Here is a 23,800-nt window from a genome sequence, read left to right as displayed (position 1 = left end):
CGACGGGGATGAATCGTCACCGACGCTTCCGAGGAGATCACCATGAGAGCTCTGGTCTGGCACGGCACGCAAGACATTCGATGCGATACGGTTCCGGATCCCGAGATCCAGGACGACCGGGACGCGATTATCAAAGTCACCGCTTGTGCGATCTGCGGCTCGGACCTGCACCTCTACGACCACGTCATGCCCGGCATGGAGAAGGGCGACGTCATGGGCCACGAGTTCATGGGCGAGGTGGTCGAAACGGGGAAGGGCGTGAACGGCGCCCTCCGGAAGGGCGAGCGGGTGGTGATTCCGTTCACGATCATCTGCGGCCAGTGTGACCAGTGCAAGCGCGGCTTCTTCTCGGTCTGCGAACGCTCGAACCGCAACAAGCACTTGGCCGAAAAGGCCTTCGGGCACACCACGGCAGGCCTTTTCGGCTACACCCACCTCACCGGCGGCTACCAGGGCGGCCAGGCCGAGTACGTCCGCGTGCCCTTCGCCGACAAGACCCATATCAAGGTGCCGCAGGAGCTCAGCGACGAGCAGGTTCTGTTCCTCGGCGACATCTTTCCCACCGGCTGGCAGGCGGCGGTGCAGGCCGACATCCAGCCGACCGACACGGTGGCGATCTGGGGCGCCGGCCCGGTCGGTCAGATGACGATCCGCTCGGCGATCCTCCTCGGCGCAAAGCAGGTGGTATGCATCGACAGCGTGTCTGAGCGCCTGGAGATGGCTCGGGCGGGCGGAGCAATCACCATCGACAATGCCCAGGAGAGCGTGGTCGAGCGCCTCAACGAGTTGACCGGCGGCAAGGGGCCGGAGAAGTGCATCGATGCCGTCGGCATGGAGGCCCATTCACCGCGCGCGCTCGAACAGGTCTACGACCGCGTCAAGCAGGCGGTGATGCTGGAGAGCGACCGTGCCAGCGTTCTGCGGGAGATGATCTATGTCTGCCGTCCCGCCGGCATCCTCTCGATCCCCGGCGTCTATGGCGGCCTCGTCGACAAGATGCCGATGGGTGCGCTGATGAACAAAGGCCTCACCGTCCGCACCGGCCAGACTCACGTGAACCGCTGGACCGACGACCTCGTGAAGCGCATCGCCGACGGGCAGATCGACCCCTCCTTCGTCATCACCCACCGGGCGGGGCTCGAACAAGGGCCGGAGATGTACAAGACCTTCCGCGACAAGAAGGACAACTGCATCAAGGTCGTACTGCGGCCCTGAATGGCGCCGCAGCGCGCCGTGCTGCGGCGCGTCTGCCGCTTCGCCCCCGTGTCCACCGAGGAAGCCAGCATGTCCGAGTCCCCGTACCCACGCGACCGGAGCCGCCCCCCCGCGCAGACGCCTTTGCAGAGCTATCTCGCCTCGAACCTGCGCCGTAGGCCAGATCCCGGAACCCGGGCGCTCGCCCAAGGTCTCGGCTGGTTCTCGATCGGTCTCGGTCTCACCGAACTCGCTTATGGCGGTTCCATTGCGCGCTGGCTCGGAATGCCGCGCTCGGCCCCGGTCATCCGGGCCTATGGCGTGCGCGAACTCGTCCAAGGAGCTGGGATCTTGGGCTCAGGCGATCCGACCCCCTGGATCTCGGCACGCGTCGCGGGGGACGCGCTCGACATCGCCACGGTTCTGCCCGGGCTTGAGGACCCCAATCCCCGCAAGCACAACGTGCTGCTGGCACTTCTGGCTCTGGGGAGCGTCACCGCCGTCGACGTGATCTGCGCGCAGAATCTCGCGAAGGCACCCCTCGCTCCATCCGAGAAGGTCAAAAGGGACTACCGCCGCCGCAGCGGATTTCAGCGTCCTGCCGAGGCGATGCGGGGAGCGGCTCGCGACGTCACGCCACCGTCCGACATCATCGGCCCGGAGGCGATGCGTCCCTGGACATTGGCCAACGCCTGAACGCAACGGAATGGTAGGCCACATGCTCCCTGTTCTCGAGCAGGTGTCGGGCGCGCTCGTGATGGGGCTCGTCCTCGCCGACGTCTTCCTGACCGTCCTCTACGCACGCATCGGAACGGGCTTGTTCGCGGACCGGGTGGCCCATCTCATCTGGGCGATCTTCCGCCGTGCCGGCGATCTCTTCGCAGGGCGGCGGGGTGCGGTACTCTCCGCCTGCGGCCCGGTCATCCTCATCGTCTACGTTCTCTTCTGGTCGATGGGGCTGACCCTCGGAGCCGGCCTCATCATCCACCCGGCATTGGGAACGGCCATTCGGGCGAGCGGGGGCGAAACCCCGGCCGACTTCGTGACCGCCCTGTACGCGGGCGGCAGCAGCATCGCGATCGTGGGGGCGAGCGACTTCAAACCGGCCACGGCAGCCTACCGGGTCCTCTACCTCGTGAACTCGCTCATCGGGATGTCGGTGACGTCGCTGGTCCTGACCTACGTGATGCAGGTCTACAGCGCGCTTCGGCAGCGCAATGCCCTCGGCCTGAAGCTGCATCTGCTGGCGGCTGAGACCTCGGATGCGGCCGAACTCCTGGCACGTCTCGGGCCCGGAGGACAGTTCAGTTCCGGATACACCCACCTGGCCGATGTCGCCGGGTCCCTCGCCGAAATGAAGGAGGCGCATCATTTCTATCCGGTGCTGTTCTACTTCCGGTTCCGACAGCCCTTCTATTCCGTCTCGGCGCAGGCGTTCATCGCGCTCGACACGGTGTCGCTGATCCGAAGCGGAATTGTAGATCGTCAGGCCGCATGGCTCAAGGAGAGCGCCGCTGTTGATGCGGTCTGGCACGTCGCCATGCTGCTTGTCGTCACGCTTGAAACGACGTTCCTGCCCGGAGATCTGCCAGCGCCCGCCGACGCAAACTGTACCGAGCGCGAGGCATGGCGTACCCGCTACGCAGCGGCCGTCGGGCGGCTTTCGGAAGCCGGCGTCGAGCCGCCACCGGATGGGCCGGATCCAGAGACCTATGTCGCGTTGCGGGCATGGTGGCAGCCACACATCGCACGACTGGCCCCTGCGATGGCCTACCACATTGAAGAGTTCAGACCCGGGAGGGAGCCGCACCCCTGAAACGCTTCGTCCGAGCGTATCGAAAACGGCGCCCGCACGCGCTCGCTGTCGCTGGTCTGTCGGCTTCGTCGAACGCGCTCTCGAGAGCCGCTGCTCCGCCGCCGAGAAATTGCACCGGAAGAGCTGACTTTGGCCCAGCGTCTTGATCCCTGAAGACGGGTCGCCCTCAAGCTTCGTTGCCGGTTTCGAACGTCGGCAGGCCATCGCTGTTCCTGCGACGTAGAGCAATTGGCTGAGCTTGAGGAATATTCGCGTCGGGCTGCGGACAACACCTTAGGACTCTACCGGATCATACAATCGCGGAATGCATGACACGCTTCTCATAGAAGCCGCGGCTTCAAGTTGGGAGATCCATCCAATGCTCGGGGCTGGAACGACCAATCCTCACCATCCAAGGAAGCCCACCATGGTGACCAAAGCGCTTTTCGTACGACTGGAAGCGAAGCCCGGAAGAGAGGCCGACGTGGAAAGTTTTCTGCGCGGCGGCCTTTCGATTGTCGAGCAGGAGCCGGCGACGACAGTCTGGTTCGCCGTTCGGATCGGACTGTCGACCTTCGGAATTTTTGACGCCTTCCCCGACGAGGCGGGCCGGCAGGCCCATCTTTCCGGCGGCGTCGCGCAGGCGCTGGAGGCACAGGCGTCCGAACTGTTCTCCGAGCCGCCGTCGATCCAGGAATTCGACGTGCTCGCCTCGAAGCTTCCCCGGTAGCGCGGGCCGGTGCCCCATGGATCGCAGGCCGACGCCGGGAACGCGCTCATGCTGGCCGCAGGAACGACGATTTGAGCGTTCAGCCGTCCAAGTCCGGCGTCGCCTCAAAGGGCCCGCCCTCTCCTCGAGCGGGCCGCGGCGTCCGAGCGGGCGGTGAGGGGCGTCCCGAACCCAATCCTTGTCGAACGGAGAGAGGAACATGACTTCTGGAATCCTCAACGACCTGAAGGTCGCGATCCTGGTGACGGACGGCTTCGAGCAGATCGAGATGACCGAGCCGCGCAAAGCCCTCGACGAGGCGGGCGCCGAGACCCGGCTCGTGTCGCCCAAGGACGGTCGGGTGAAGGCCTGGAACTTCACGGATTGGGGCGGCACCTTCCCGGTGGACATGCCCCTCGACAGCGCCCGGTCCGAGGACTTTGACGCGCTCCTGCTGCCGGGTGGCGTCATCAACCCCGACATGCTGCGCGTGCTGCCCGAGGCGGTCGCATTCGTGAAGGCCTTCTTCGACGCCCGCAAGCCCGTGGCCTCGATCTGCCATGGCCCCTGGACCATCATCGAGGCGGGGGCCGCACGCGGACGGCGCCTGACCTCCTGGCCGTCGCTGAAGACCGACCTCAAGAACGCCCAGGCGGAGTGGGTGGATGAGGAGGTTGTCGTCGATCAGGGCTTGGTCACGAGTCGCAAACCCGACGACATCCCGGCCTTCAACCCGGAGGTGATCAAGCTGTTCGCGAGCGCACGCGGACCGTCGCGACAGGCAGCCGCCCAATGAAACCGAAAGCCGCCGTCGACGCTGCGCAGCAAACGCCTTCTCCGTCGGGACCGAAGAGCATGGAGCGGCGTCCGTTCGGTCCTGTGCCACGCGAGATTGCGGTGATCGGCCAGGGAACCTGGTACATTGACGACGCGCACCGACCCACCGCTGTCGCGACCCTGCGGCGGGGTCTCGACCTCGGCATGACCCACATCGACACGGGCGAGATGTACGGCGACGCCGAGACCGTAGTCGGCGAGGCTATCGCCGAACGGCGCGAGGAGGTCTTCCTTGTGTCCAAGGTCCTCCCCAGCAACGCGACGCGCGCGGGGACCGTGGCGGCCTGTGAGCGCTCGCTCGCGCGCCTGCGCACCGACAGGCTGGATTGTTACCTCCTGCACTGGCCCGGTCCGCACCCACTGGAGGACACCTTCGCCGGCTTCGAGCGGCTTCGCGAGCAGGGCAAGATCCTGTCCTGGGGGGTGAGTAACTTCGACGTGCCCGACCTCGATGCCGCTTGGAAAGCCGGGGGCGAGGGCCGGATCGCCTGCAATCAGGTCCTCTATCACCTCCAGGAGCGTGCCATCGAGCACGCGGTACTGCCGTGGTGTGAGGAGCACGGGATCGCCACGGTCGCTTACAGCCCATTCGGCCATGGCAGCTTTCCCGGCCCGGACACGTCGGGGTACCGCGTCTTGGGGGAGATCGCGTCGAGCCACGGCGCGACCGCGCGTCAAGTGGCGCTCCGCTTCCTGGTGCGGCGACCGTCGTTGCTCACGATCCCCAAGGCGTCCAGCCCCGAGCACGTCGCCGACAACGCGGCCGCCGCCGCGCTGCAGCCGACGGAAGCCGAACTTGCCCGGATCGACGCGGCATTCCCGCTCGGCTCCCGGCCGCGCCGGCTTCCCATGCTGTAGGGCCCATGAAAATCCGCTGCAGGCGGAGGGAATGGATCGCGATGCGCGCCTCGGAGCGAGTGTTCGGCGCGGTCGTGATGCTGACCGTCCTCCTCGACGTATTCCTGAGGGGATTCACGCCCGTATCGGAACGGGAATCCTCACCCCCAAGCGCACGCGGCTGACGTGGCGGCTGTTCCGAGATCCACCGGCCGGACGCTACGAGCCGATGGTGTTGGCCTTCCACGGGCCGGCAATCCCTCTGCTGCTGGTCTTGACGCGATCGGGGCTCCTCGCGTCCGACGCTGGATTGATCATGCAGCCCGAACGCGGCACCGGCGTCCGGGCCAGCAGCGGTGAGACGCCCACGGACCTTGTGCCGCCGTCTACCCCGGCGGCGGCAGCCTTCTCTATCGTCGGCGCGAGCAATTTCGCGCCGCATACAGCGGCCATCAAAACGCGGCCCTCCAAGCGTCGCCCAAGACGGCCGACCACAGACGTTTGTCGCTCACTGGCAATGTGGTTGTGCTGCCGGGGCTGTTTCCTGCCGACTGTTCGGGATCTTTTCCGACCCAAGCCGTGCAAACGCTCCTTCGGCCGTATCCTGAATGTCCAAAAAATCACCATCCGGTAAAACTTACCCGCTTCCCGAGGATGAAAACTGCGGATTTCGTTTGAACCGCCTGCATGCATTCCGAGCAATCGACTGGCGCGTGGTTCCCGCGCTCCTGAACTCCTCGTCGGCGCGGCAACGCCCGGTGCCCTGCGAGAACTGATGCGTCGAAAGGATGTACCATGGACCAGCCGAAGCCGAGAGAACCGGTGAGGATCGCTCGATCCGGCGCGGGACGGCCGGGCTACGTCACGGTGAGGGGCGCCCGCGAGCACAACCTGCGCGACGTCGACCTGGAGCTGCCGCGCGATGCCCTCGTGGTGTTCACCGGCATCTCCGGGTCCGGCAAGTCCTCGCTCGCCTTCGGCACCCTCTATGCCGAGGCCCAGCGACGCTACTTCGAGTCGGTCGCTCCCTACGCCCGGCGGATGATCGATCAGGTCGGGGTGCCCGACGTCGACGCCATCGAGGGGCTGCCCCCCGCCGTCGCCCTGCAGCAGCAGCGCGGCACGCCCAGCGCCCGCTCCTCGGTGGGCAGCGTCACCACCCTGTCGAGCCTCGTGCGGATGATGTACTCGCGGGCCGGCACCTACCCGCCGGGCCAGCCGATGCTCTACGCGGAGGACTTCTCGCCCAACACGCCCCAGGGCGCCTGCCCGTCCTGCGGCGGGCTCGGAAGGGTCTACCACGCCACGGAAACGTCCATGGTGCCCGACCCTTCGCTGACGATCCGCGAGCGGGCCGTCGCGGCCTGGCCGCAGGCCTGGGGCGGGCAGAACCTGCGCGACATCTTGGTCAGCCGGGGGGTCGATGTCGACACGCCCTGGAAGGATCTGCCACGGGCAGTTCGGGACTGGATTCTGTTCACCGACGACCAGCCGCAGGAGCCGGTCTATGCCGGACTCTCCCCGGAGCAGACGCAGGCAGCCCGCCGGCGTCGCCTGGAACCGAGCTACATGGGCACGTTCACGAGCGCCCGCCGCCACGTGCTCGGCACCTTCACCAACTCGCAGAGCGCCCTCATGCGCCGCCGCGCCGCGCGCTACCTCGTCGGCGAGGACTGCCCCGCCTGCCACGGCAAGCGCCTGAAACCCGAGGCGCTCTCGGTCACCTTCGCCGGGCTGGACATCGGCGAGCTGTCGCGCATGACGCTCTCCCAGCTCGCCGAGGCGATGCAGCCGGCGGCCGAGGACCGGCTACCCGACGACCGCCCCGGCAAGGATGCCGCCCAGGAGACCCTCGACCGCGAAGCGGGCCAGCGGGATCGCGCCCGGCGCGCCGCTGCGGGCACGTCGGCCCATGCGGGGGCGCCGGACGTGCGTGCGACGCCGAACCTCTCCATCGAGAAGCGCCTCGCCGCCCAGCGCCTCGCCGCCGATCTCATCGAGCGGATCGGGACGCTGGCGGAACTGGGTCTCGGCTACCTGTCGCTGGACCGGGTCACCACGACCCTGTCGTCGGGCGAGCTGCAGCGCCTGCGCCTCGCCACCCAGCTCCGTTCGCAGCTCTTCGGCGTGGCCTACGTGCTCGACGAGCCCACGGCCGGGCTGCACCCCGCCGACGGCGACGCCATGCACGAAGCGCTGGCGGGCCTGCTCACCGCGGGGAATTCGCTCTTCGTCGTCGAGCACGACATCGGCACGATGCGCCGCGCCGACTGGCTGGTCGATGTCGGCCCGGCGGCGGGCGAGCACGGCGGCACCGTGCTCTACAGCGGCCCGCCGGAAGGTCTTCGCGAAGTGGCGGCGTCGCTCACGCGCCTGCACCTGTTCGGGTTGGTCGAGCCGCCGCGGCGTGCGCGGCGCGAGCCCTCGGGTTGGCTGCGCCTGGAGGGGATCGTCCGCAACAACCTGCGCGGGGTCTCGGCCGCGTTCCCGCTCGGATGTCTTACCGCCGTCACGGGCATCTCGGGCTCCGGCAAGTCGAGCCTCGTCGCCCAAGCCCTGCTGGACCTCGTCGGCGACCGCCTCGGACGGCCCGTCGAAACCAACGACGAGCCGGAGGATCCCCTCGACGACGCGCCGGGCCCGACGGAAGGGCGCATCGTCGGCGGCATGGAAGGGGTCCGGCGTTTGGTCCAGGTCGACCAGAAGCCGATCGGGCGCACGCCCCGCTCGAACCTCGCGACCTATACCGGCCTGTTCGACGCCGTTCGCAAGCTGTTCGCCGCCACTCCCGAGGCGCGCCGCCGCCGCTACGACGCCGGCCGCTTCTCCTTCAACGTCGCCAAGGGCCGCTGCCCGGCCTGCGAGGGCGAAGGGTTCGTCAGCGTCGAACTCCTGTTCATGCCGAGCGTCTACGCCCCCTGCCCGACCTGCCATGGGTCCCGCTATGCGCCCGCGACCCTGGAGGTGACGTGGAACGGACTGACGATCGCGGACGTGCTCGGGCTCACCGTCGAGCGCGCCTGCGCGGCCTTCGCGGACGAGCCATCCGTGCTGCGCCCGCTCGCCGTGCTACGCGATCTCGGCCTCGGCTACCTGCGCCTCGGCCAGCCAGCGACCGAACTTTCCGGCGGCGAGGCCCAGCGCATCAAGCTCGCGACCGAGCTGCAGCGGGGCCAGCGCGGTGGCACCCTCTACGTCCTCGACGAGCCGACGACCGGGCTGCACCCGACCGACGTGGATCGCCTGATGCTCCAACTCGACGGCCTGGTCGATGCGGGCAACACGGTCGTCATGGTCGAGCACGACATGCGCGTCGTCGCGGGGGCCGATCACGTCATCGACGTGGGGCCCGGCGCCGGAAACCTGGGTGGCATTGTCGTCGCGGCCGGCCGTCCCGAAGTGGTCGCTGAGGCGCGGGCGAGCCGCACGGCACCCTATCTCCGGGAAGAGCTTGATGCCTACGAAGGCGGGGGCGCGCTCCCGCAGCGTCCCTGACGACCCGTCGTCGATACGGAATCTGCGCTTGATCAGCGCCAAAGTCGATGACGGCATCCAGAACGATAGACCTCAGACCGACCCCGGAGACCGGCGATGAAGATCCTGATGGTGCTGACCTCGCACGACCGACTCGGCGACACCGGGCGCAAGACCGGCTTCTGGCTGGAGGAGTTGGCCGCGCCCTACTACGTGTTCAAGGATGCCGGTGCGGAGGTGGTGCTGGTCTCGCCCGCGGGCGGCCGCCCGCCGCTCGATCCTAAGAGCAGCGAGCCGGACGCCCAGAACGACCTGACCCGACGCTTCGAGGCGGACGGCGCAGCCAGCGCCGCCTTGTCGAACACAGGCCGCCTCGACGGCGTCACCCACGAGGGTTTCGACGCGGTGTTCTATCCCGGCGGGCATGGCCCCCTATGGGATCTGGCCGAGGACCCCGCCTCGATCCGGCTGATCGAGACGACGCTCCGAGCTGGCAAGCCCGTCGCCCTGGTCTGCCACGCCCCCGGCGTCCTGCGTCATGCCAAGGCGCCCGACGGCAAGCCGCTCGTCGCCGGCAAGGCCGTCACCGGCTTCACGAACACCGAGGAGGAGGCCGTGGGCCTGACCGCCATCGTTCCCTTCCTCGTCGAAGACGAGCTCAAGCGGGCGGGCGGCGTGTTCTCCAAGGCGGGCGACTGGGAGCCGTACGTGGTCGGGGACGGGGACGGGCTGCTCATCACCGGCCAGAACCCGGCCTCGTCCGGACCGACGGCCGAGCGCATGAAGGCGTATCTCGACAATCGATGAACCACTGGGGCGATCGACTTGTGAAGAGCTTTCGCAGTCCTTTGCGAGTCCCAGGGGGGGGGGCGCTTGCCGGATGCTTCGGGAAAGCAGGGACCTACGGTCGGATGAGTCGCACACCTGCCTTGCCAGTTTCGAAACCTCTCGACGCTGAAGTCGAGGCGCTGGACGCTGAAATCTAAGTCCCTTCGGTAAGCATGGAAAAGATCCCGACGTCGATCCTCGAGGGACCTGACCGTGCTCTTGATTACCGAACGCCCAAGATGGGCGCAACGCCATCGACTTTCTCGGTGCGAGCTGAGGTCCGTTTTCGTGGCATCGCTGCTCAAAAGCAGCCAGACTGCTCTCCACCCAATTCGGTCATACAAGTCAGCTCATCGGACTGACCGAAAGCGGACGCTTTTAAGTCCCAATGAGGGCTGGAACTTCTAGCGCATAACCATTGGCCGGGGTCTCCGAAACGCTCCTCCGACCACCGGATATGGGGCGCAGCTTTTACATGGCTTAGGGTAAGAGCCACGCTCCCTATGAGCCTCCGAGCCTCAACCGCTAGCCAGGCGTGATGGGAACCAGCCGGAGAATCCACCGAAGGGCATCGGTTGCAAGCGGTCCCAGATATTTTGAGACCGCAGGATGGAGGTAGACGGGTAGCCCCAACCCTCCTCGACGACTCCAACGCCCCGCGGATCGAGCGGAGGGGTCCGTCGGCGCTGGCCGTCCGAGCTGACGGGAAGCGGTGCGTAAAGGCCGATCGCGCAGCCCCGGCCTGCCTGTCACAAGGTTGCACTTCGATCCGCCGGTCGACCGACGGCGTGGCTCCAAGATCCACTTCCTTCAGGATGATGCGATGCTTTGCCCTCACCGGCAAAGCCTTGCCCTAAAGGCAAGCCGGCCTCCCTCAAACGCCCACCAAGATCCAGAACGAGCAGGCAGACAGAGACAGCGCGGGCCTTCGAACGGACATGGGCCAAGGCGGTGCCCCCCTTCGCTGCCCCCGGCCATCACCTTCCCGCAGCCACACGCACCAGCCCCACAGACCCTGGTGAACGCCGCCTGCCATTCCGGGAAATCCCGACCGAGCCGCCGAAACCGCGGTGGCCCCGGAGCCTCGCCCTTCATGCCTACGCTCAACCTGCACGCCTACGTCGCCACTGCCATCCAAATAGCTTGTCGGCCTTTATTTGGGGGCTCGTGGACGGCGAACTGGGACCGGAGACAGCAGCTTCCCTTGTAGGCCCCGTCAGCATCGAGCCCACAGTAACCCGCCGGAGTTCCAGAACGCGCAGTGCTCCTTAAGCCAGGGCAGCACAGGCCGATCAGTACTTAAATACTCAGCGTCCTAGGCTTCGCTTTCCAGAGCCATATAGTTCCTGTGATGCCCCAACTGATCGGCCTCACCGGCGAGATCACCCTGTGGCGCGGTTGAAGGCCGCTAATCTGGTGCAAATCTGCCACAATTTGACCGAGAATAACGCATGGCCATAACACCGGATTGCCACCCTTCCACTTCAGCTGTGTAACGGTTAGCGCGGGACCCTTACGAGGCGCCGCTCGATGCTGGTCGGAGGTCTCTGTGTACGCCGTTTTCGCGCGTCCGATCGTTTGGCACGGGCTCGTCCGTGCGATTCTCTTCCTTGGGCTGGCCACGACCTCTGGCATGCTCCTGTCGCGCGTCATACCGTTCGCGAATGCAGCGATCATCGCCGACGTCTTTCACGAGATGAGCCAGGGGAGTTACGAGCGCGTCAGTGATCGCGCGTTTGCTTTCGCACTGGCCTCCCTCGTCGTGCAGATCGCCTGCGCCCTCGCGATCACCTTCTTCGTCGCGCATGTTCTTCTCATCCGCCTGTCCCTTGCTGCGGCGCGGCGCGTGCTGCGCCGGGCAGGCGACACCCGTTCAGTGGCAGAAGGTTATGACACGCTACGCGATCGTCTCGAGCGCAATGCCTTGATTGGGTCCGCCTGGAGTGAGTTCGCCGAGACCCTGGTACTGGAGCCGCGCGCGGTCCGAAACACCATGCGGCCGCAGAGCTTCATCAACATCGGGGTGGCCCGCGAGCGCCTCTACGGTTTGAAGATGATTAGCTCGGTGCCGGGCTATTTCGTCGGCCTGGGACTCCTGCTTACCTTCATCGGGTTAGTGTTCGCGCTCAACAAGGCGGCAGGCAGCACGGGTGCTGGCTCGGCCGAGGAGATGACCCGCTCGCTTAACGAGCTTCTGTCGGCGGCGACCTTCAAGTTCGGCACCTCGATCGCAGGGCTCGGCTCTTCCCTGGTCCTCGCACTATTGTTCAAGAGCTACGTGATCTGGATAGAAGCAGGCTTCGACGCCCTGTGCCGCGATCTGGAGGATCGCCTTCTCTTCTATCCACCGCAAGCGATCGCGGCTGAGACGAAGACGATATTGGAGGCGCAGCGCGATCAATTGAAGGAGATCAACAGTGAGCGCTTCTTCGCGCGCCTCGGCGACAGCGTCACGCCCGGGATCCAGGCCGCGATGGCAGCGGCCGTGCAGCCCATGACCGAAAGCTTGAACCACGCTGTCGGACAGCTAACTCACACGAGCCAGAACGGCCTCGATGAGATGCTGCAGCGGTTCCAGGACAACCTGCAAGGCAGTGCGGGCGCTGAACTCAAGCAGCTCGCCGGCACGCTTAACGCGATGCAGAGCGCGCTCGAGGGGGTTCAGCGCAATCTCGCTGGTTCCGGACAGGATTTCTCGCGCCAGCTGTCCGAAGCAGCTGGCAATCTCGACCGCCTGATCAGTCAGGCCGGCGCCAATCTAGGCGCGTCCGCGGACACCAGCCGGGCACTCCTGGAGGATGTGGCTCAGCAGCTGCGCGCTACCTTCGAGATGGCCAATCGGCAGGTCGAGGAGAACCTCGCGGCCTCAACCCGCGGCGCGGCGGGCATTCTCGAGGAGTCGATGGGCCGCGTTCTCGAGAAGCTCGAGACGCAGACCGGAGCCTTTGGGGGTATGGTCTCGGAGTTTCAGAAGACGCTGGCGGCGCAGGTCGAAGGCAGCGCGCGCTCGGCCCAAGCCGCAAGCGAGAGCGCGACGAGCGCGACGAGCCGCGCGGCCCGGGACGCCGCAGAGGCCATGCGCGGTGCAGTGGGTGAAGTCAGCGCGTCAGTAGCCGGATCCGCGGCTCAGGCCGAGCAGGTCATGGCTCAAATGGCCGCGCGGATGGACACGCAGATGGCATCGCTGGTCGACGTCGTCAGCAATCTGCAGCGGACAGTCGCGAGCCAGGCAGAGGAGAGCGCGCGGATCGCGCGCGAGACGAGCGCGGCCGCCTCAGCCAGCGCAACCCAGTCGGCGCAAGACGCCGCTCGAACGATGCAAGGTACGGTCACGCAAGTGGCAAGCTCAGTAACGGGGGCAGCCGCGCAGGCCGAGCAGGCCATGGGCCAGATGACGGCCCAGCTTCACGCGCAGCTCTCCGCCTTCAGCGAGACGGTCGCGACCCTTCAGAGGAACGCCGCCGCTCAAGCGGAGGACAGCGCGCGTGCCAGCACGGCGGCGGCGGCCGGCGCGGTTCAAGCCGCCCGTGAAGCAGCCGAGGCGATGCGCGCGACGATCAGCGGGATCGTCGCCGAAATGCGCGGCTCGGTCGAAACGCTGTCGGGCACGCTGCGCACCGTCGAGACCGCGTTTGCCGGTCAGGTCCGCCACGTCGAGGGCGTCAGCGCCCGCTCTCGGGAGACCGCGGACGTGTTCGGCCAAGTTGCCCACAGCATCCAGGGTGCGAGCCAGCCGCTCGTTCAAACCTCCGAGCGGATCGCAAGCGCGGCCGAGACAATGGCCGGGTCGGTGCGGGAGTCGGCCGATGCCCTGCGCACCGGGCAGGAAGCAGCGACAGCCCTCGCGGAGCGCCTTCAGGGACATCTCGATCGCGCCGGCCAATCGATCGAGGCTTACGAGCAGCGCTTCGCGCACGTGGATGACGAGCTCGGACGGGCAGTGGCGCGCTTCGCCGAGCAGGTGAAGCAGCAGCAGGATCGCATCGGTGACTTCGTCACCGAGATCGACCGACATCTCAGCACGACAACCGATAAGCTCGCGACCATGATCGACGAGCTCGCGCACAGCAACCAGGAGCTTGGTACCGCGCTCGCGGGCCTCGCGCGACCGATTCATCTCGCGGCGGCCGAGTGAACGATCCGAGGACCGGCACGCATGATGATTGAGACCGAAGCTGGTGCGCACACCGATGCCGAAGAAGAGAACTATTTCATCTCTATGACTGATATGATGGTGGGGGTGCTGTTCATCTTCATCATCATGCTGATGTCATTTGCCCTAAACTTTCAGAAGCAGGCTGATCGGCAAGAGGACAAGATCAGCGTCGCGGAGGAGGTTGGGCGCAAGCTCGAGGCTCTCGAGCAGCGCGTCAGTCAGCGTCTGGCCGAGATCCGGGAGGCGGCGAGCATGCGCACGCAGCTGCTACACGATCTGCGCGACGCCCTCAGCCGCGAGGGCCTCGACGTCAAGATCGACGAGGCGAACGGCGTGCTGCGCCTGTCCGAAGACGCAATCCTGTTCCCGATCAACAACGCCGACTTAATCGGCCGGGCCCGCGAGAACGTCGGCAAAGTCGCACGCGTCCTCGCCCGCATCCTGCCGGTCTACAGCCCCTGCCTTAACGCCGAACCGGACACCTGCCCGAGTCGCACCCGTTCCTTCGTCGAGACAGTCTTTATCGAAGGCCATACCGACAGCACCGGGATCGATGCCAACAACTGGGATCTCTCGACCAAGCGTGCGGTCAACACCTTCCGCGAGCTGATTGTCGCCTCGCCGGACCTGCGTAAAATCCTCAACCGCCGTGGGAGTGAGATCCTCTCGGTGTCAGGCTACGCCTCCACCCGCGGCATCGATTCGGAGCGCAATCTCCTCGCCTACTCCCGCAACCGCCGCATCGATTTGCGCTTCGTCATGGAGGTCGAGAACGAGATTGGTCTACGGGAGATCCAGGCGCTCGTCGGCGGGATGAAGACGGAGATCGCGCAGCTCAGTCGTCCGAAGGCACCGTGAGGGAAACGCGGTGAGTTTCCGGTCTGCCCTCCAGGGTCTCGCCCTCGGCGCCACTCGCCCGCTCCCCGCCACCCCGCGGATGGCCGCGGTCTCTCGCGATCTGGCCGAGCGGAGCGCGGGGGCCGCGGAGAAGCCGCCGCTCGACCTCGACCGGATCGCGGAACGGATCGTGGCGGCCTTCGACCACGGCGAGGCGCCCGCGGCGCTCGACTGGCGCCATGCGCCCTGGTGCCTCTGGCGCACTGAGCCGCCGCTCGCCACCCATGTGGTCGCCCTGCAGATGTTGCTCGCGCAGGCCGCGCGGCCGGACCGCCGGGCAGTCTACCGCCGTCTCGCCTCGACTTACCTGATCGATTACTCGCCGGCTCGAGAAGAGATGCAGCGCGTCGGCACGGCGCTCGCGGCCCATGCCAGCATCGCGGGAGAGCCCTGGGCGAGCCTGCAGCGCGACCACCGCCTGTTCGAGCCGGGGGGCGTGCGCCGCCTAGCTGAGGCCGCTCTCGCGCAGAGCTGCACGGTGCCGCATCTGCTCGGCCGTCACGGGCTCGGCGCGGTCGCGGCCGGCTCCGGTCTCGCGGAGGCCGCCTACAAGGCCGGCCTCACGGCGCTCGCCGAGCGACCGGTGACCTCGGCGGCAGAGCGGCTCGAGATCGTCAAAGCGTGGTGCCTCAACCCACGTGGCGAGGTGCTCTATCAAGCCTACCGCGCCGAGATGGTGAACGCCCTGGTGATGCCCTACCGGGACCGGATGCCGAGCAAGAGCGAACAAGACCTGCTTCTGAGCTTTCTCACGCCACGCTTCGGCGATCCACGCGTCAAAGCTGGAAACTGGATCGGCATGGAGGCGGCCGCCGGCATCGTGAAGAGGTGGCTCACGGAAGTTGCCCTGCGCCAATTCTTCGACGTGGTCGACACGATCGCCCCCGAGGGCTCATGGCGTTATCGGCGAGCGTTCTGGGGAGCGTATCACAAGCGCGACCTGATACTAAACGCCTGGGTGGTGTTCGGCGAGGACGGCGCCCGCGAGGCGCGCCGGGCGTTTGGGCAGGACATCGCCTTCGGTCGCTTCATCAAGGGCGGCGGCAAGCAGGTTCTCGCCGGCCACGCCGTGCTGCTGATGGATCTTGGCCGCTGCATCGTCGCGGACTGGAGCCATCACGGCTATTGCAACATCTGGCCGGGCGATGATCCGAGCCGTCCGCGCGATCTGAATGCCCGCCAATACTCGACGGACGACGTCCGCCGTCCGGTGCCCTACGACCGGTCCGAGCGCAGCCTTACGGCGCACGACATCTACGGTCACGGCGGCTCCGACAACTACGTCTGGCAGCACCGAGTCGCCGGGCGCATTGGAGCGTTGACAGGTCAGCGCCTCAGCCAGAATGAATTCGCAGTCGATCTCTCATGAGCGCACAGTTTCGGTCGGACATCGAACCAAACGGGGTTCGGATCGAGGCTTTGGAGCGTCGCCTACTCGGGCGCGCGCGGCTCATTCCGCGATCGGAATGGCACCAATCGCCTGCCTTGCGTGGAACTGCCCGAACGCTCGACGCGCTCGTCAGCCAGGGGCGCGCCGAAGCCGAGACGGGTAGCGTCCGGCTCTCGCACGCGGACGCGGCGGCTCTGTCACCCGATGAAGCGCGTCGTCTCTGTCTCCCTGACCTCGGCCAGGTCAGCTTAAGCCTCACCTTTGAGGGTCGGGTCGAGACGACCGACGGACAGATCCGCTGCGACTGGCGCGACGCGCGCGAGCGCGCAATTCAGCCGACTCGCCTCGGCCTCGTGCTACGCTACAGCAGCACGGAAGTTCGTCTGTCCGCGGCGCTTCTGGCGCTCGTCGTAGCAGCGGACGGATACAACGCAACGCACGGTCAACCTGTCGAGGACCGGGTCCAGGCCTGGATGCCGGTGCAGCAGGCGCTCCGCGGGGCGCTTGGGACCGATGTGGCGGCCGACGCCTACACGCAGAGCCTCACCTTCTACCAAGCCGGAGCATTCGCACTTGACGTGCGCGAGACGGCGACGGGCATCGACTTCGACCCCGTCCTGATGGCTCGTGAGCAGGCGCCGTCGCTGGCGGACGATGCTCCTGATCCCATCGCGATGCCCGATGAGTTAATTGACTCGGGCGGCGCCGAGCCGCTGCTTCCGCCGGAGGATCAGCGCGCGTTCCTGCGCCGCGCGGTTGGCGAGCCGGGCAGCACCCGGGACGCCTACGTGGTCGGGCGCAACCGCTTCGTTCTGATCGACCCCTACCTCAAGCCGCTGCTCGACGTGGTCAAAGCGAAGCGGCGGGCCTCACCGCATGAGCGGCGCGCCTTCGTGCGCAACCCCCGCGCGGCTCTTGCCGAGGCGCTCGGAGACCGTGCGGACGAGGGGCAGACCAGCCTTTTCGTCGAGACGGCACATTACTCGAGCCGCGTGCTCGAGCTCGGCATTTGGGAACGGCCGAAGCTGCCCTGGCTGACCAAGCGCGCCCACACTTGGTTGCCGGAGGGAGGCTGGCGCGACGCGCAGGGCCAGGCAGTGGCTGGACCTGATCTGTCCGAAGAGGAACGGCGGGACCTTGGCAGAGCTATCGAAGCCGCTCGTGCTTCCGGTCGGGCGGAGATCATTCTGCAAGGCGCGCCTGTGCCCATCCAGGCCGCTGAAGCCTTCCTGCGCGGGCCCGGTGTTCCGGATGCCGTATCGGATGCCGCAGCTCCAGAACTGAGCGCCGCACCCGAGAAGGACTTGATCGATGCGCCTGCCGACAAGCAAGTTCTTTTGATCAAGACGAACTACGAGGGCGTCGAGTACGAGCAGCCGCTCCGCCCGCGGATGGCTGTCATTCCCCCGGACCCGCCGCCGGATCGGATGGGCGCGACCCGGTTCAAGCCCCATCAAACCGCCGGCTTTAACTGGCTCATCGCGAGCTGGCGGGCGGGCTGGCCCGGCATTTTGCTCGCTGACGACATGGGTCTGGGAAAGACGTTTCAGGCGCTGAGTTTCCTCGCTTGGATCCGTAGCAACCAGGAGGCCGGAACTCGTTCAGGGCAGGTCGATCGCGGGCCGATCCTTGTCGTTGCACCCACTGCACTCTTGAAGAACTGGGAGGCGGAGTGCCGCCAGCACCTATCCGCAACCGGGCTCGGCGCGCGCCTCGACGTTTACGGTGCGGGTTCGCGCCACCTCAAGCTCCCACCAGAGCAGCGATCAGATCCGGGCGAGACCCTCGATGTCGGCCGTCTACGCGCGGCCGACTGGATCCTGACGACCTACGAGACCCTCACCGATCACGAGCAGGCCTTTGCGCGGATCCGTTACAGCGTGGTGCTGTTCGACGAGATGCAGAAGGTGAAGGCGCCCGACACACTTAATACCAAGGCCGCCAAGACGTTGAACGCGGATTTCGTGTTGGGTCTGACGGGTACGCCCATCGAGAACCGGCTCGAGGATCTATGGTGCATTATGGATCGGCTCACGCCGGGCTACCTCGGCGACCTGAAAGGCTTCAGCACCACCTACTGCGACGAGAACGCGAATCAGTTGCGTGCCCTCAAGCGCAAACTCGATGAGCCGGTTGGCGCAGCACCCGCCGTGATGCTGCGTCGGATGAAGAGCGATGTACTTGAGGGCCTGCCGAACAAGCACGAGGTTCGCTACCCAGTGCCGATGCCCGCGGCGCAGGCCGGAGCTTATCTGCGGATCGTGATGGACGCGCAGCACGGGGCGGGGCCGCGCAAGACCGGCGACATGCTGCGCATCATCCACGGGCTGCGCGGGGTCTCGTTGCACCCTGACAATCCGGAGACTGTGCGCCTTGGCGATGCGCGCTCCTTCGAGGCGTTCGCTGCGCGCTCGGCGCGGCTTCAGACCTCCCTCGACATCCTAAAATCGGTTCGACAACGCGGCGAGAAGGCTATCCTTTTCATCGAGAGTCTCGCGATGCAGCAGGTTGTCGCCCGCGGTGTCAGTGAACTCTTTGATTTGTCGGCGCTGCCCGGCATCATCCATGGCGGCACGCCGGGCGAACACCGCCAACGCATCGTCGACGCCTTTCAGGCGGCCCCCCCGGGCTTCGGCCTTCTGGTCCTATCCCCGAAAGCCGCCGGCGTCGGACTGACTATTACGGCGGCCAACCACGTGATTCACCTAAGCCGCTGGTGGAATCCGGCCGTCGAGGATCAGTGCAATGACCGCGCCTATCGCATCGGCCAGACCCGCGACGTCACCATCCACTTGCCTATGGCAATCTTCTCCGAGAATCCCGAGGCCTCCTTCGACCGCACCCTCGACGAACTATTACAACACAAGCGGGCTCTCTCGCGCGAGATGTTGGCCTCACCGGTTAGCGCCCGCGACACGCGCGATATCTTTGAGCGCACCATCGGGGACACGTGAGCCCTTAGGGCATTAACGTGAAACGAAACCGGTCAATATCGAGACGCTCGATGCGAACGTGGTCTCCGGCTTGAGCGTCTCGCAGAAAGGCACGTACGGCACGGCGCTCGCGAAGGATCATCTTGTCGCCCGCGATGTCGGTGGTGATCGCGTCGTGCGCTCCGAGTTCCACGGTGATCGGCTGCAGCGCGGGGGCCGATTTGGAGGAGCCCCCGATATGCACATCACGGAACAAGTGTCGGGCCGAACGCAGATAGATATGCCCGTTCCGAAGGTTGCCCTCGGTGAGCGGAACCTCAGCCGTCCGGGCGTCAGGCGCGGCCGTGATCAATGGAATGGCGCGCGCGATCGGGCGAGGCTGCACCGATGGCAGCGAGTTCACAGCGATCTGGGTTCGGATCGCTGCTGTGACCTCTGGCTCGAGCCGGACCCAAATAACCGCCCCCAACGGGTGTCGGTAGGGGACCGGGTATGGCAGCCGGTGTGGCCGCGCGAACTCCCACGGGATTAGCCAGCCGGCTGCGATCACCTCGGCTTGCTGCTCGAGCGGAACGCAGTGCTGCTGCGTGCTTGCTGCCAGCTCCTCCGGCGAGAGCCGCGGATGGACGGCCACCAAGTCGACGATCCCTGCAATCTGGCCCGTCCCTTGGGGAATGATCGCTATCGGTCCATTCAAGCTGGTGCCATGACTACGCAGCTCCCAGACCTTCGTGCCGCGCAAAATCAGCTCGGCCCAGGGTTGGCGGACGAGAAGGCCTCTCATGCGATGGTACCGGGCTCCGGAGCTGCTAAATCGTTCGCCAACTGTAAAAGGCGCGCTTCGATCACCGCCGTTGGCGCCATCAGATCGAGCGTCGAAAACCGTATGCGGTGACCCTGGATCGTAACGGCTTCGTCGAGATGCAGATTGAGGGCGGGGTGCAGCAGCAAGCCGTCGGCTTGAGCATGAGCGCCGCCCCGGTCGGCCTGTGAGCGCAGGTAGGCATAGAGCTGGTAAAGGTAATTCGATCTGAGACGGTCAGTCCCGCGCGCATTGGACGTGAGAATGCCCGTGAACTTGGTGTCGATGACGAGCCGACGGCCGGAGCGCTCGATCACGATGTCGGTTTGCATCCGCGGCAGTAGAGCAGCAAGCCCGGGTGTCGCCGCTTGCTGCGGCCAATCCAGCCACTCGCCGGGGCGCACCGACCAGCCGTCGGACGAACGCAGATGGTGCGCGTAGAACCGGCCCACAGCGCGCTCGAAGATCTTGCGCAAGGCCACATCGTCCCGGTGCGGGGACGGAAGCAGGCGTGAGCCGGTCTCCTGGGTCGGAAGCGCCAGGACTACCACAAGGCGCGCTAGCTCGATCATCAATCGGTCTTCGGCATCGTGCCGGGCGAAGCTCTCGCGACGCAGGTCGCGTTCGGTCATGCGGTGGCCTGTGACACCGGCAAACGCCAGATGGCTTGCCAGACTGCGGGAGCGCGCGGCTAGCGCCCGGTCGACCTTGAGGGTGCTGGCCTGGGTCAGCGCGTGGCGCACGAAGCGGTTGCGCGGCGTGTCGATCGAAAGTTCCTCGAAGCGACAAGCGATCTCGCCCCGCTCCAGCGTGCGATCGATGGTGGTGCGAAACACATCGATGCGGCCTCGCACACGCGTCAGCACCTCGGCGCGAGGGACGTAGTGCCGGCTCAAATTGCGGCGCAGGCGCCGCTCCACGATGCCAGTGAACAGCGCGACGACGAGATGCGGCAGATCCGGCGAGGCCTCAACGGTTGCCGCGAACGCTTTGGCAAAGGCTCCAAGATCCCAGGCGTAGACGAGCAGGAACCAGAGATTGCGAATGGGGATTTGCCCCACCGCCTTCTCCTCAACGAGCACCTCCTGAGCCGAGTTCACCATCCGGCGCAAAGGTCCGCCAGTAGAGCGTCGGCGTTCTGCGGATCGTCGTAGAAATACTCCGCGAGCAGCGGTTTGAGCTCCGAGTCGACGATTGCCGCAAACCAAGTCCGGCCATCGGCGATCACCTGCTTGCGGCTCGGCGTCACGTAGCTGTGACCGATCCGAAACTGCTCGCCGAGGCTTTGCGCGATCGCGCCGTTGAGCCGCTCCATCCGCGCAGCGACGGTGTCGAGAACTGTGTCAGTGAGAGCCGGATGATGGCCGCACCAGGTGCGCCAAGCGTCGTTGAAGTGTGGGTTCAAGGTCTTGAACGAGAAGCGGCGGCGGAGCGCCAAGTCCACGAGCGCGAGCGAGCGATCGGCGATGTTCATCGTGCCGATCACGTAGAGGTTCTCCGGCAGCCATACGCGCTCGCCCCGCTCGTCGGGCCTAGGGTAGGCAAGCGCGATCGCCTCGTCAGGCACGCGCTTGTCGTGCTCCAAAAGTGTGAGGAGCTCACCGAAGATCTGAGCTGGGTTGCCGCGGTTAATCTCCTCGATCACCACGACGAACGGCGTGTCAGGCTCGGAGCGCGCGGCCGTCACTGCCTCCAGGAAGACGCCATCCGTGAGCTTCAGACCTCCACTACCATTAGGACGCCAACCTCGCACAAAGTCTTCGTAGGACAGCGAGGGATGGAATTGCAGGACAGCGAGGCGGTTCGCGGCAGCCAGAGGGGATCGGCCGATCAAGGCCGCGGCGAGCCGTTTGGCGAGCCACGTCTTCCCCGTGCCCGGAGGGCCTTGAAGGACGAGATTTTTGCGGGCACGCAGGCGGTCGAGCATTTCATCTAGATCCGCCTCGGGCAGGAAGCACCCGTCAGCGATGATGTCCTGGGTCGTGTAAGGCGGCGCCTGAGCCTCGGCTGCAACTTCGTCAAGCGCTTCAGCCTCAGGATTGACGTCGGTGCGAAGCAGAGCGTTGACGTCCGGAGCTTGATAGCGGCCGGCCCAGTACGACTCGTTGAGCCAGTAGGCGTATTTCTGTGCTTCACCTAGGAAGGTGAACGCGATCAGCCGCTCTCCGTAGGCGTCATTGGGCGACACGCCCACGATCGTGGTTCGAAAGGTGTAGAAGTACCACTCTCGGGGTGCCGACGGCGGATCCCAGGCGACGCGCACACGCTTGCCATCGCCTAGGTTCTCGAGGATCGTGCCGGTCGCCTTGATACGCATGACCGAGACAGGCTGTCCCGCAGTTGCGAAGGGCAGGTTGTGCTTACGCACGAAGGAAGCCTTAACGGCGACGCGCTCACCTGGGCGCATTCGGCGGACTTCGTCCGTGAACTGATCGTCGTAGCCGTTTTCCCAAAGGCCTTCGTCGCGAAAGCGCCCGAACTGGTCGCCGTTCTCGCCCCAGATCGTCCCTACAAACCAGTAGATCGGTGCATCTGGCAGGATTGGCAGGGAGCGTGACATCTCTGCCTCGGCCACGCTAGCTTCGTCCCTAGGTGCCGGCGCAGTATCGATCTCCTCATCCGCACTCGGGCTCGCAAAGGTCGCGTGGACCTCGCGAAATAGCGTGTAGGCCTCAGCAGGGGAAAGCTCGTGGCTCCGCCCCACATCTGTCAGGGTCCAGATACCGCGGCGGTCGCTCGCCACGAGGCCCTTTTTGTTGAGGTAGAAACGGGCCCAGCCGATCCAATTCTCGAGCTTGGGCTGCCCATTGGCCAGTCGATCCTCTTGGTCAGGCTCGGACAGGCTGCCATGTGTGCGGATCCAGGCGTACACCTCGGCAGCGCGCGCTGTCCCACCCTTCGCCCGTAGGGCCTCGAGCACGAGCGGGAAGTAACGGACAAAGCGTGGGCCTCGCGTTGAAATCGCAGTGGAGTCATTCATGCGGCGGGCCTACCTTCGTTTGGCACTCGAGATGCGTCTCGCAGAGCAAAGGCGAGCGATAGCACGCAACCACCCGGGCGGGCACATCGCCCAATGCACGTCGGTTCACGCTCGGCCAAATGTTTCAAACTCGACGCATCCCACCATAGGCATTCCGCCTGCAGGGCGTCGACACCCGAGAGCGCACAGCTCTGCCAGAACGCTGCCGGCAAGGACTACCCGTGCGGCCAGACGGCAGCGGTGGCGCTGGCCGATAAGATCGGCGCGGCGACCATTGCCTGCATTCCAGCCACTCCAGACCGCTACGGTCAACAGTGGCGGTCTGCTTGCTCGCGAACCTCGATATAAACGGCGGGCTCGTCGAGCACGCGGAAGCGCTTCACCGCCTGAGTCGAATGGCGACGAGCTTCCATCCACTGAGAGGCAAGAAACACACACCACGCTCCCTACGAGCTCCAAGCCTCCACCCCTAGCCAAGCGGGATGGGGATCGCCGGATAGACGTCCGAAGGGCATCGGGAACAAGCGGCACATCGCGCGAACCGCGTGCCGTAGGACGGAGAACGTGGGTCGCCCCAGCCCTCCGAAACGACCCACTGTCCGCGGATCAAGCAGGCGGGGTTTGTTCGCGCTGGCCGCCCAAGATGGCGGGAAGCGGTGAGTAAAGGCCGACAGCCCAACCCCGGGCTGCCTGTCACAAGGTTGCGCCTCGATCCGCCGGTCGACCAACGGCGTCGCTCCGGGATCCCGCGTCCCTCTCCGGCGAGCAAGCCTGCCCCCATCCAACGTTCACCAGGATCTAGGACAGGGAAACGAGGCCGCGCCAATCACCGGCCTCCGCCACATAGCCCAGCCACACGCCCGTACGAGACCCAGATCCAACCGGCACTTCATCTGCCGGCGAACGACTCGCGCCCCAACGGAAACTCCGCCCGCCGCCATCACTCTACAGCGGCTAACCTGAGAGCC

The 23,800-nt window shown here is 66.0% G+C and carries 15 protein-coding genes; 12 read left to right on the top strand and 3 right to left on the bottom strand.

What is annotated here, in order from left to right; all coding sequences use genetic code 11:
* Positions 1 to 42: 42 nt before the first annotated feature.
* From CRT23_RS19380 to CRT23_RS19325, 12 genes are all read left to right on the top strand, one after another.
* Positions 43 to 1,215 (top strand): zinc-dependent alcohol dehydrogenase, encoded by a 1,173-nt coding sequence (locus CRT23_RS19380; RefSeq protein WP_103711215.1) that lies wholly within the window; start codon positions 43 to 45, stop codon positions 1,213 to 1,215.
* 69 nt (positions 1,216 to 1,284) lie between these two features.
* Positions 1,285 to 1,890, top strand: coding sequence for a cyclase dehydrase (locus CRT23_RS19375; protein WP_103711272.1), 606 nt, complete (start codon positions 1,285 to 1,287; stop codon positions 1,888 to 1,890).
* 22 nt (positions 1,891 to 1,912) lie between these two features.
* Entirely contained in the window at positions 1,913 to 3,010 is a 1,098-nt protein-coding gene (locus tag CRT23_RS19370; protein ID WP_103711213.1) for a hypothetical protein, read from the top strand.
* A 406-nt stretch (positions 3,011 to 3,416) separates the two neighbouring features.
* Positions 3,417 to 3,719: an antibiotic biosynthesis monooxygenase gene (locus tag CRT23_RS19365; protein WP_103711211.1), complete on the top strand. Its 303-nt coding sequence runs from the start codon at positions 3,417 to 3,419 to the stop codon at positions 3,717 to 3,719.
* Between the two features lie 199 nt (positions 3,720 to 3,918).
* Positions 3,919 to 4,494: a type 1 glutamine amidotransferase domain-containing protein gene (locus CRT23_RS19360; RefSeq protein ID WP_103711209.1), complete on the top strand. Its 576-nt coding sequence runs from the start codon at positions 3,919 to 3,921 to the stop codon at positions 4,492 to 4,494.
* Between the two features lie 59 nt (positions 4,495 to 4,553).
* On the top strand, positions 4,554 to 5,393 hold the full coding sequence (locus tag CRT23_RS19355; protein WP_103711207.1) for an aldo/keto reductase: 840 nt from the start codon (positions 4,554 to 4,556) through the stop codon (positions 5,391 to 5,393).
* A gap of 774 nt (positions 5,394 to 6,167) precedes the next feature.
* A complete protein-coding gene (locus CRT23_RS19350; RefSeq protein WP_103711205.1) occupies positions 6,168 to 8,867 on the top strand; it encodes an excinuclease ABC subunit UvrA in 2,700 nt (899 codons plus the stop codon).
* Positions 8,868 to 8,963: 96 nt separating this feature from the next.
* A complete protein-coding gene (locus CRT23_RS19345) occupies positions 8,964 to 9,653 on the top strand; it encodes a type 1 glutamine amidotransferase domain-containing protein (RefSeq protein ID WP_103711204.1) in 690 nt (229 codons plus the stop codon).
* Between the two features lie 1,654 nt (positions 9,654 to 11,307).
* Positions 11,308 to 13,809 (top strand): anti-phage ZorAB system protein ZorA, encoded by a 2,502-nt coding sequence (gene zorA, locus CRT23_RS19340; protein WP_146056427.1) that lies wholly within the window; start codon positions 11,308 to 11,310, stop codon positions 13,807 to 13,809.
* A 21-nt stretch (positions 13,810 to 13,830) separates the two neighbouring features.
* Positions 13,831 to 14,688 (top strand): OmpA family protein, encoded by an 858-nt coding sequence (locus CRT23_RS19335; protein ID WP_103711200.1) that lies wholly within the window; start codon positions 13,831 to 13,833, stop codon positions 14,686 to 14,688.
* 10 nt (positions 14,689 to 14,698) lie between these two features.
* Complete coding sequence (locus CRT23_RS19330) at positions 14,699 to 16,096, top strand: EH signature domain-containing protein (RefSeq protein WP_103711198.1); 1,398 nt, start codon at positions 14,699 to 14,701, stop codon at positions 16,094 to 16,096.
* Complete coding sequence (locus CRT23_RS19325; RefSeq protein WP_103711196.1) at positions 16,093 to 19,071, top strand: DEAD/DEAH box helicase; 2,979 nt, start codon at positions 16,093 to 16,095, stop codon at positions 19,069 to 19,071. Before CRT23_RS19330 ends, CRT23_RS19325 begins: the two co-directional genes overlap by 4 nt.
* A 4-nt stretch (positions 19,072 to 19,075) precedes the next feature.
* On the opposite strand, the gene CRT23_RS19320 is transcribed toward CRT23_RS19325, so the two are convergent.
* The 3 genes from CRT23_RS19320 to CRT23_RS19310 are packed head-to-tail and all read right to left on the bottom strand — an operon-like array spanning position 19,076 to position 22,832.
* Complete coding sequence (locus CRT23_RS19320) at positions 19,076 to 19,834, bottom strand: ASCH domain-containing protein (protein WP_103711194.1); 759 nt, start codon at positions 19,832 to 19,834, stop codon at positions 19,076 to 19,078.
* On the bottom strand, positions 19,831 to 20,955 hold the full coding sequence (mcrC, locus tag CRT23_RS19315) for a 5-methylcytosine-specific restriction endonuclease system specificity protein McrC (protein ID WP_103711192.1): 1,125 nt from the start codon (positions 20,953 to 20,955) through the stop codon (positions 19,831 to 19,833). Before mcrC ends, CRT23_RS19320 begins: the two co-directional genes overlap by 4 nt.
* Positions 20,949 to 22,832, bottom strand: a complete 1,884-nt coding sequence (locus tag CRT23_RS19310) for an AAA family ATPase (protein ID WP_103711190.1) — start codon at positions 22,830 to 22,832, stop codon at positions 20,949 to 20,951. The genes mcrC and CRT23_RS19310 overlap by 7 nt, the downstream gene beginning before the upstream one ends.
* Positions 22,833 to 23,800 lie beyond the last annotated feature (968 nt).

It is taken from the genome of Methylobacterium sp. V23, from assembly GCF_002917135.1.
GTDB lineage: Bacteria > Pseudomonadota > Alphaproteobacteria > Rhizobiales > Beijerinckiaceae > Methylobacterium.
This window is presented reverse-complemented; position numbering and strand designations above follow the sequence as displayed.

Coding starts and splice junctions, on each gene's coding strand:
- CRT23_RS19370 (WP_103711213.1), top strand. CDS start 1,913: ATGCTCCCTGTTCTCGAGCAGGTGTCGGGCGCGCTCGTGATGGGGCTC.
- CRT23_RS19325 (WP_103711196.1), top strand. CDS start 16,093: ATGAGCGCACAGTTTCGGTCGGACATCGAACCAAACGGGGTTCGGATC.
- CRT23_RS19350 (WP_103711205.1), top strand. CDS start 6,168: ATGGACCAGCCGAAGCCGAGAGAACCGGTGAGGATCGCTCGATCCGGC.
- CRT23_RS19310 (WP_103711190.1), bottom strand. CDS start 22,832: ATGAATGACTCCACTGCGATTTCAACGCGAGGCCCACGCTTTGTCCGT.
- CRT23_RS19345 (WP_103711204.1), top strand. CDS start 8,964: ATGAAGATCCTGATGGTGCTGACCTCGCACGACCGACTCGGCGACACC.
- CRT23_RS19375 (WP_103711272.1), top strand. CDS start 1,285: ATGTCCGAGTCCCCGTACCCACGCGACCGGAGCCGCCCCCCCGCGCAG.
- CRT23_RS19335 (WP_103711200.1), top strand. CDS start 13,831: ATGATGATTGAGACCGAAGCTGGTGCGCACACCGATGCCGAAGAAGAG.
- CRT23_RS19360 (WP_103711209.1), top strand. CDS start 3,919: ATGACTTCTGGAATCCTCAACGACCTGAAGGTCGCGATCCTGGTGACG.
- zorA (WP_146056427.1), top strand. CDS start 11,308: ATGCTCCTGTCGCGCGTCATACCGTTCGCGAATGCAGCGATCATCGCC.
- mcrC (WP_103711192.1), bottom strand. CDS start 20,955: ATGGTGAACTCGGCTCAGGAGGTGCTCGTTGAGGAGAAGGCGGTGGGG.
- CRT23_RS19355 (WP_103711207.1), top strand. CDS start 4,554: ATGGAGCGGCGTCCGTTCGGTCCTGTGCCACGCGAGATTGCGGTGATC.
- CRT23_RS19380 (WP_103711215.1), top strand. CDS start 43: ATGAGAGCTCTGGTCTGGCACGGCACGCAAGACATTCGATGCGATACG.
- CRT23_RS19365 (WP_103711211.1), top strand. CDS start 3,417: ATGGTGACCAAAGCGCTTTTCGTACGACTGGAAGCGAAGCCCGGAAGA.
- CRT23_RS19320 (WP_103711194.1), bottom strand. CDS start 19,834: ATGAGAGGCCTTCTCGTCCGCCAACCCTGGGCCGAGCTGATTTTGCGC.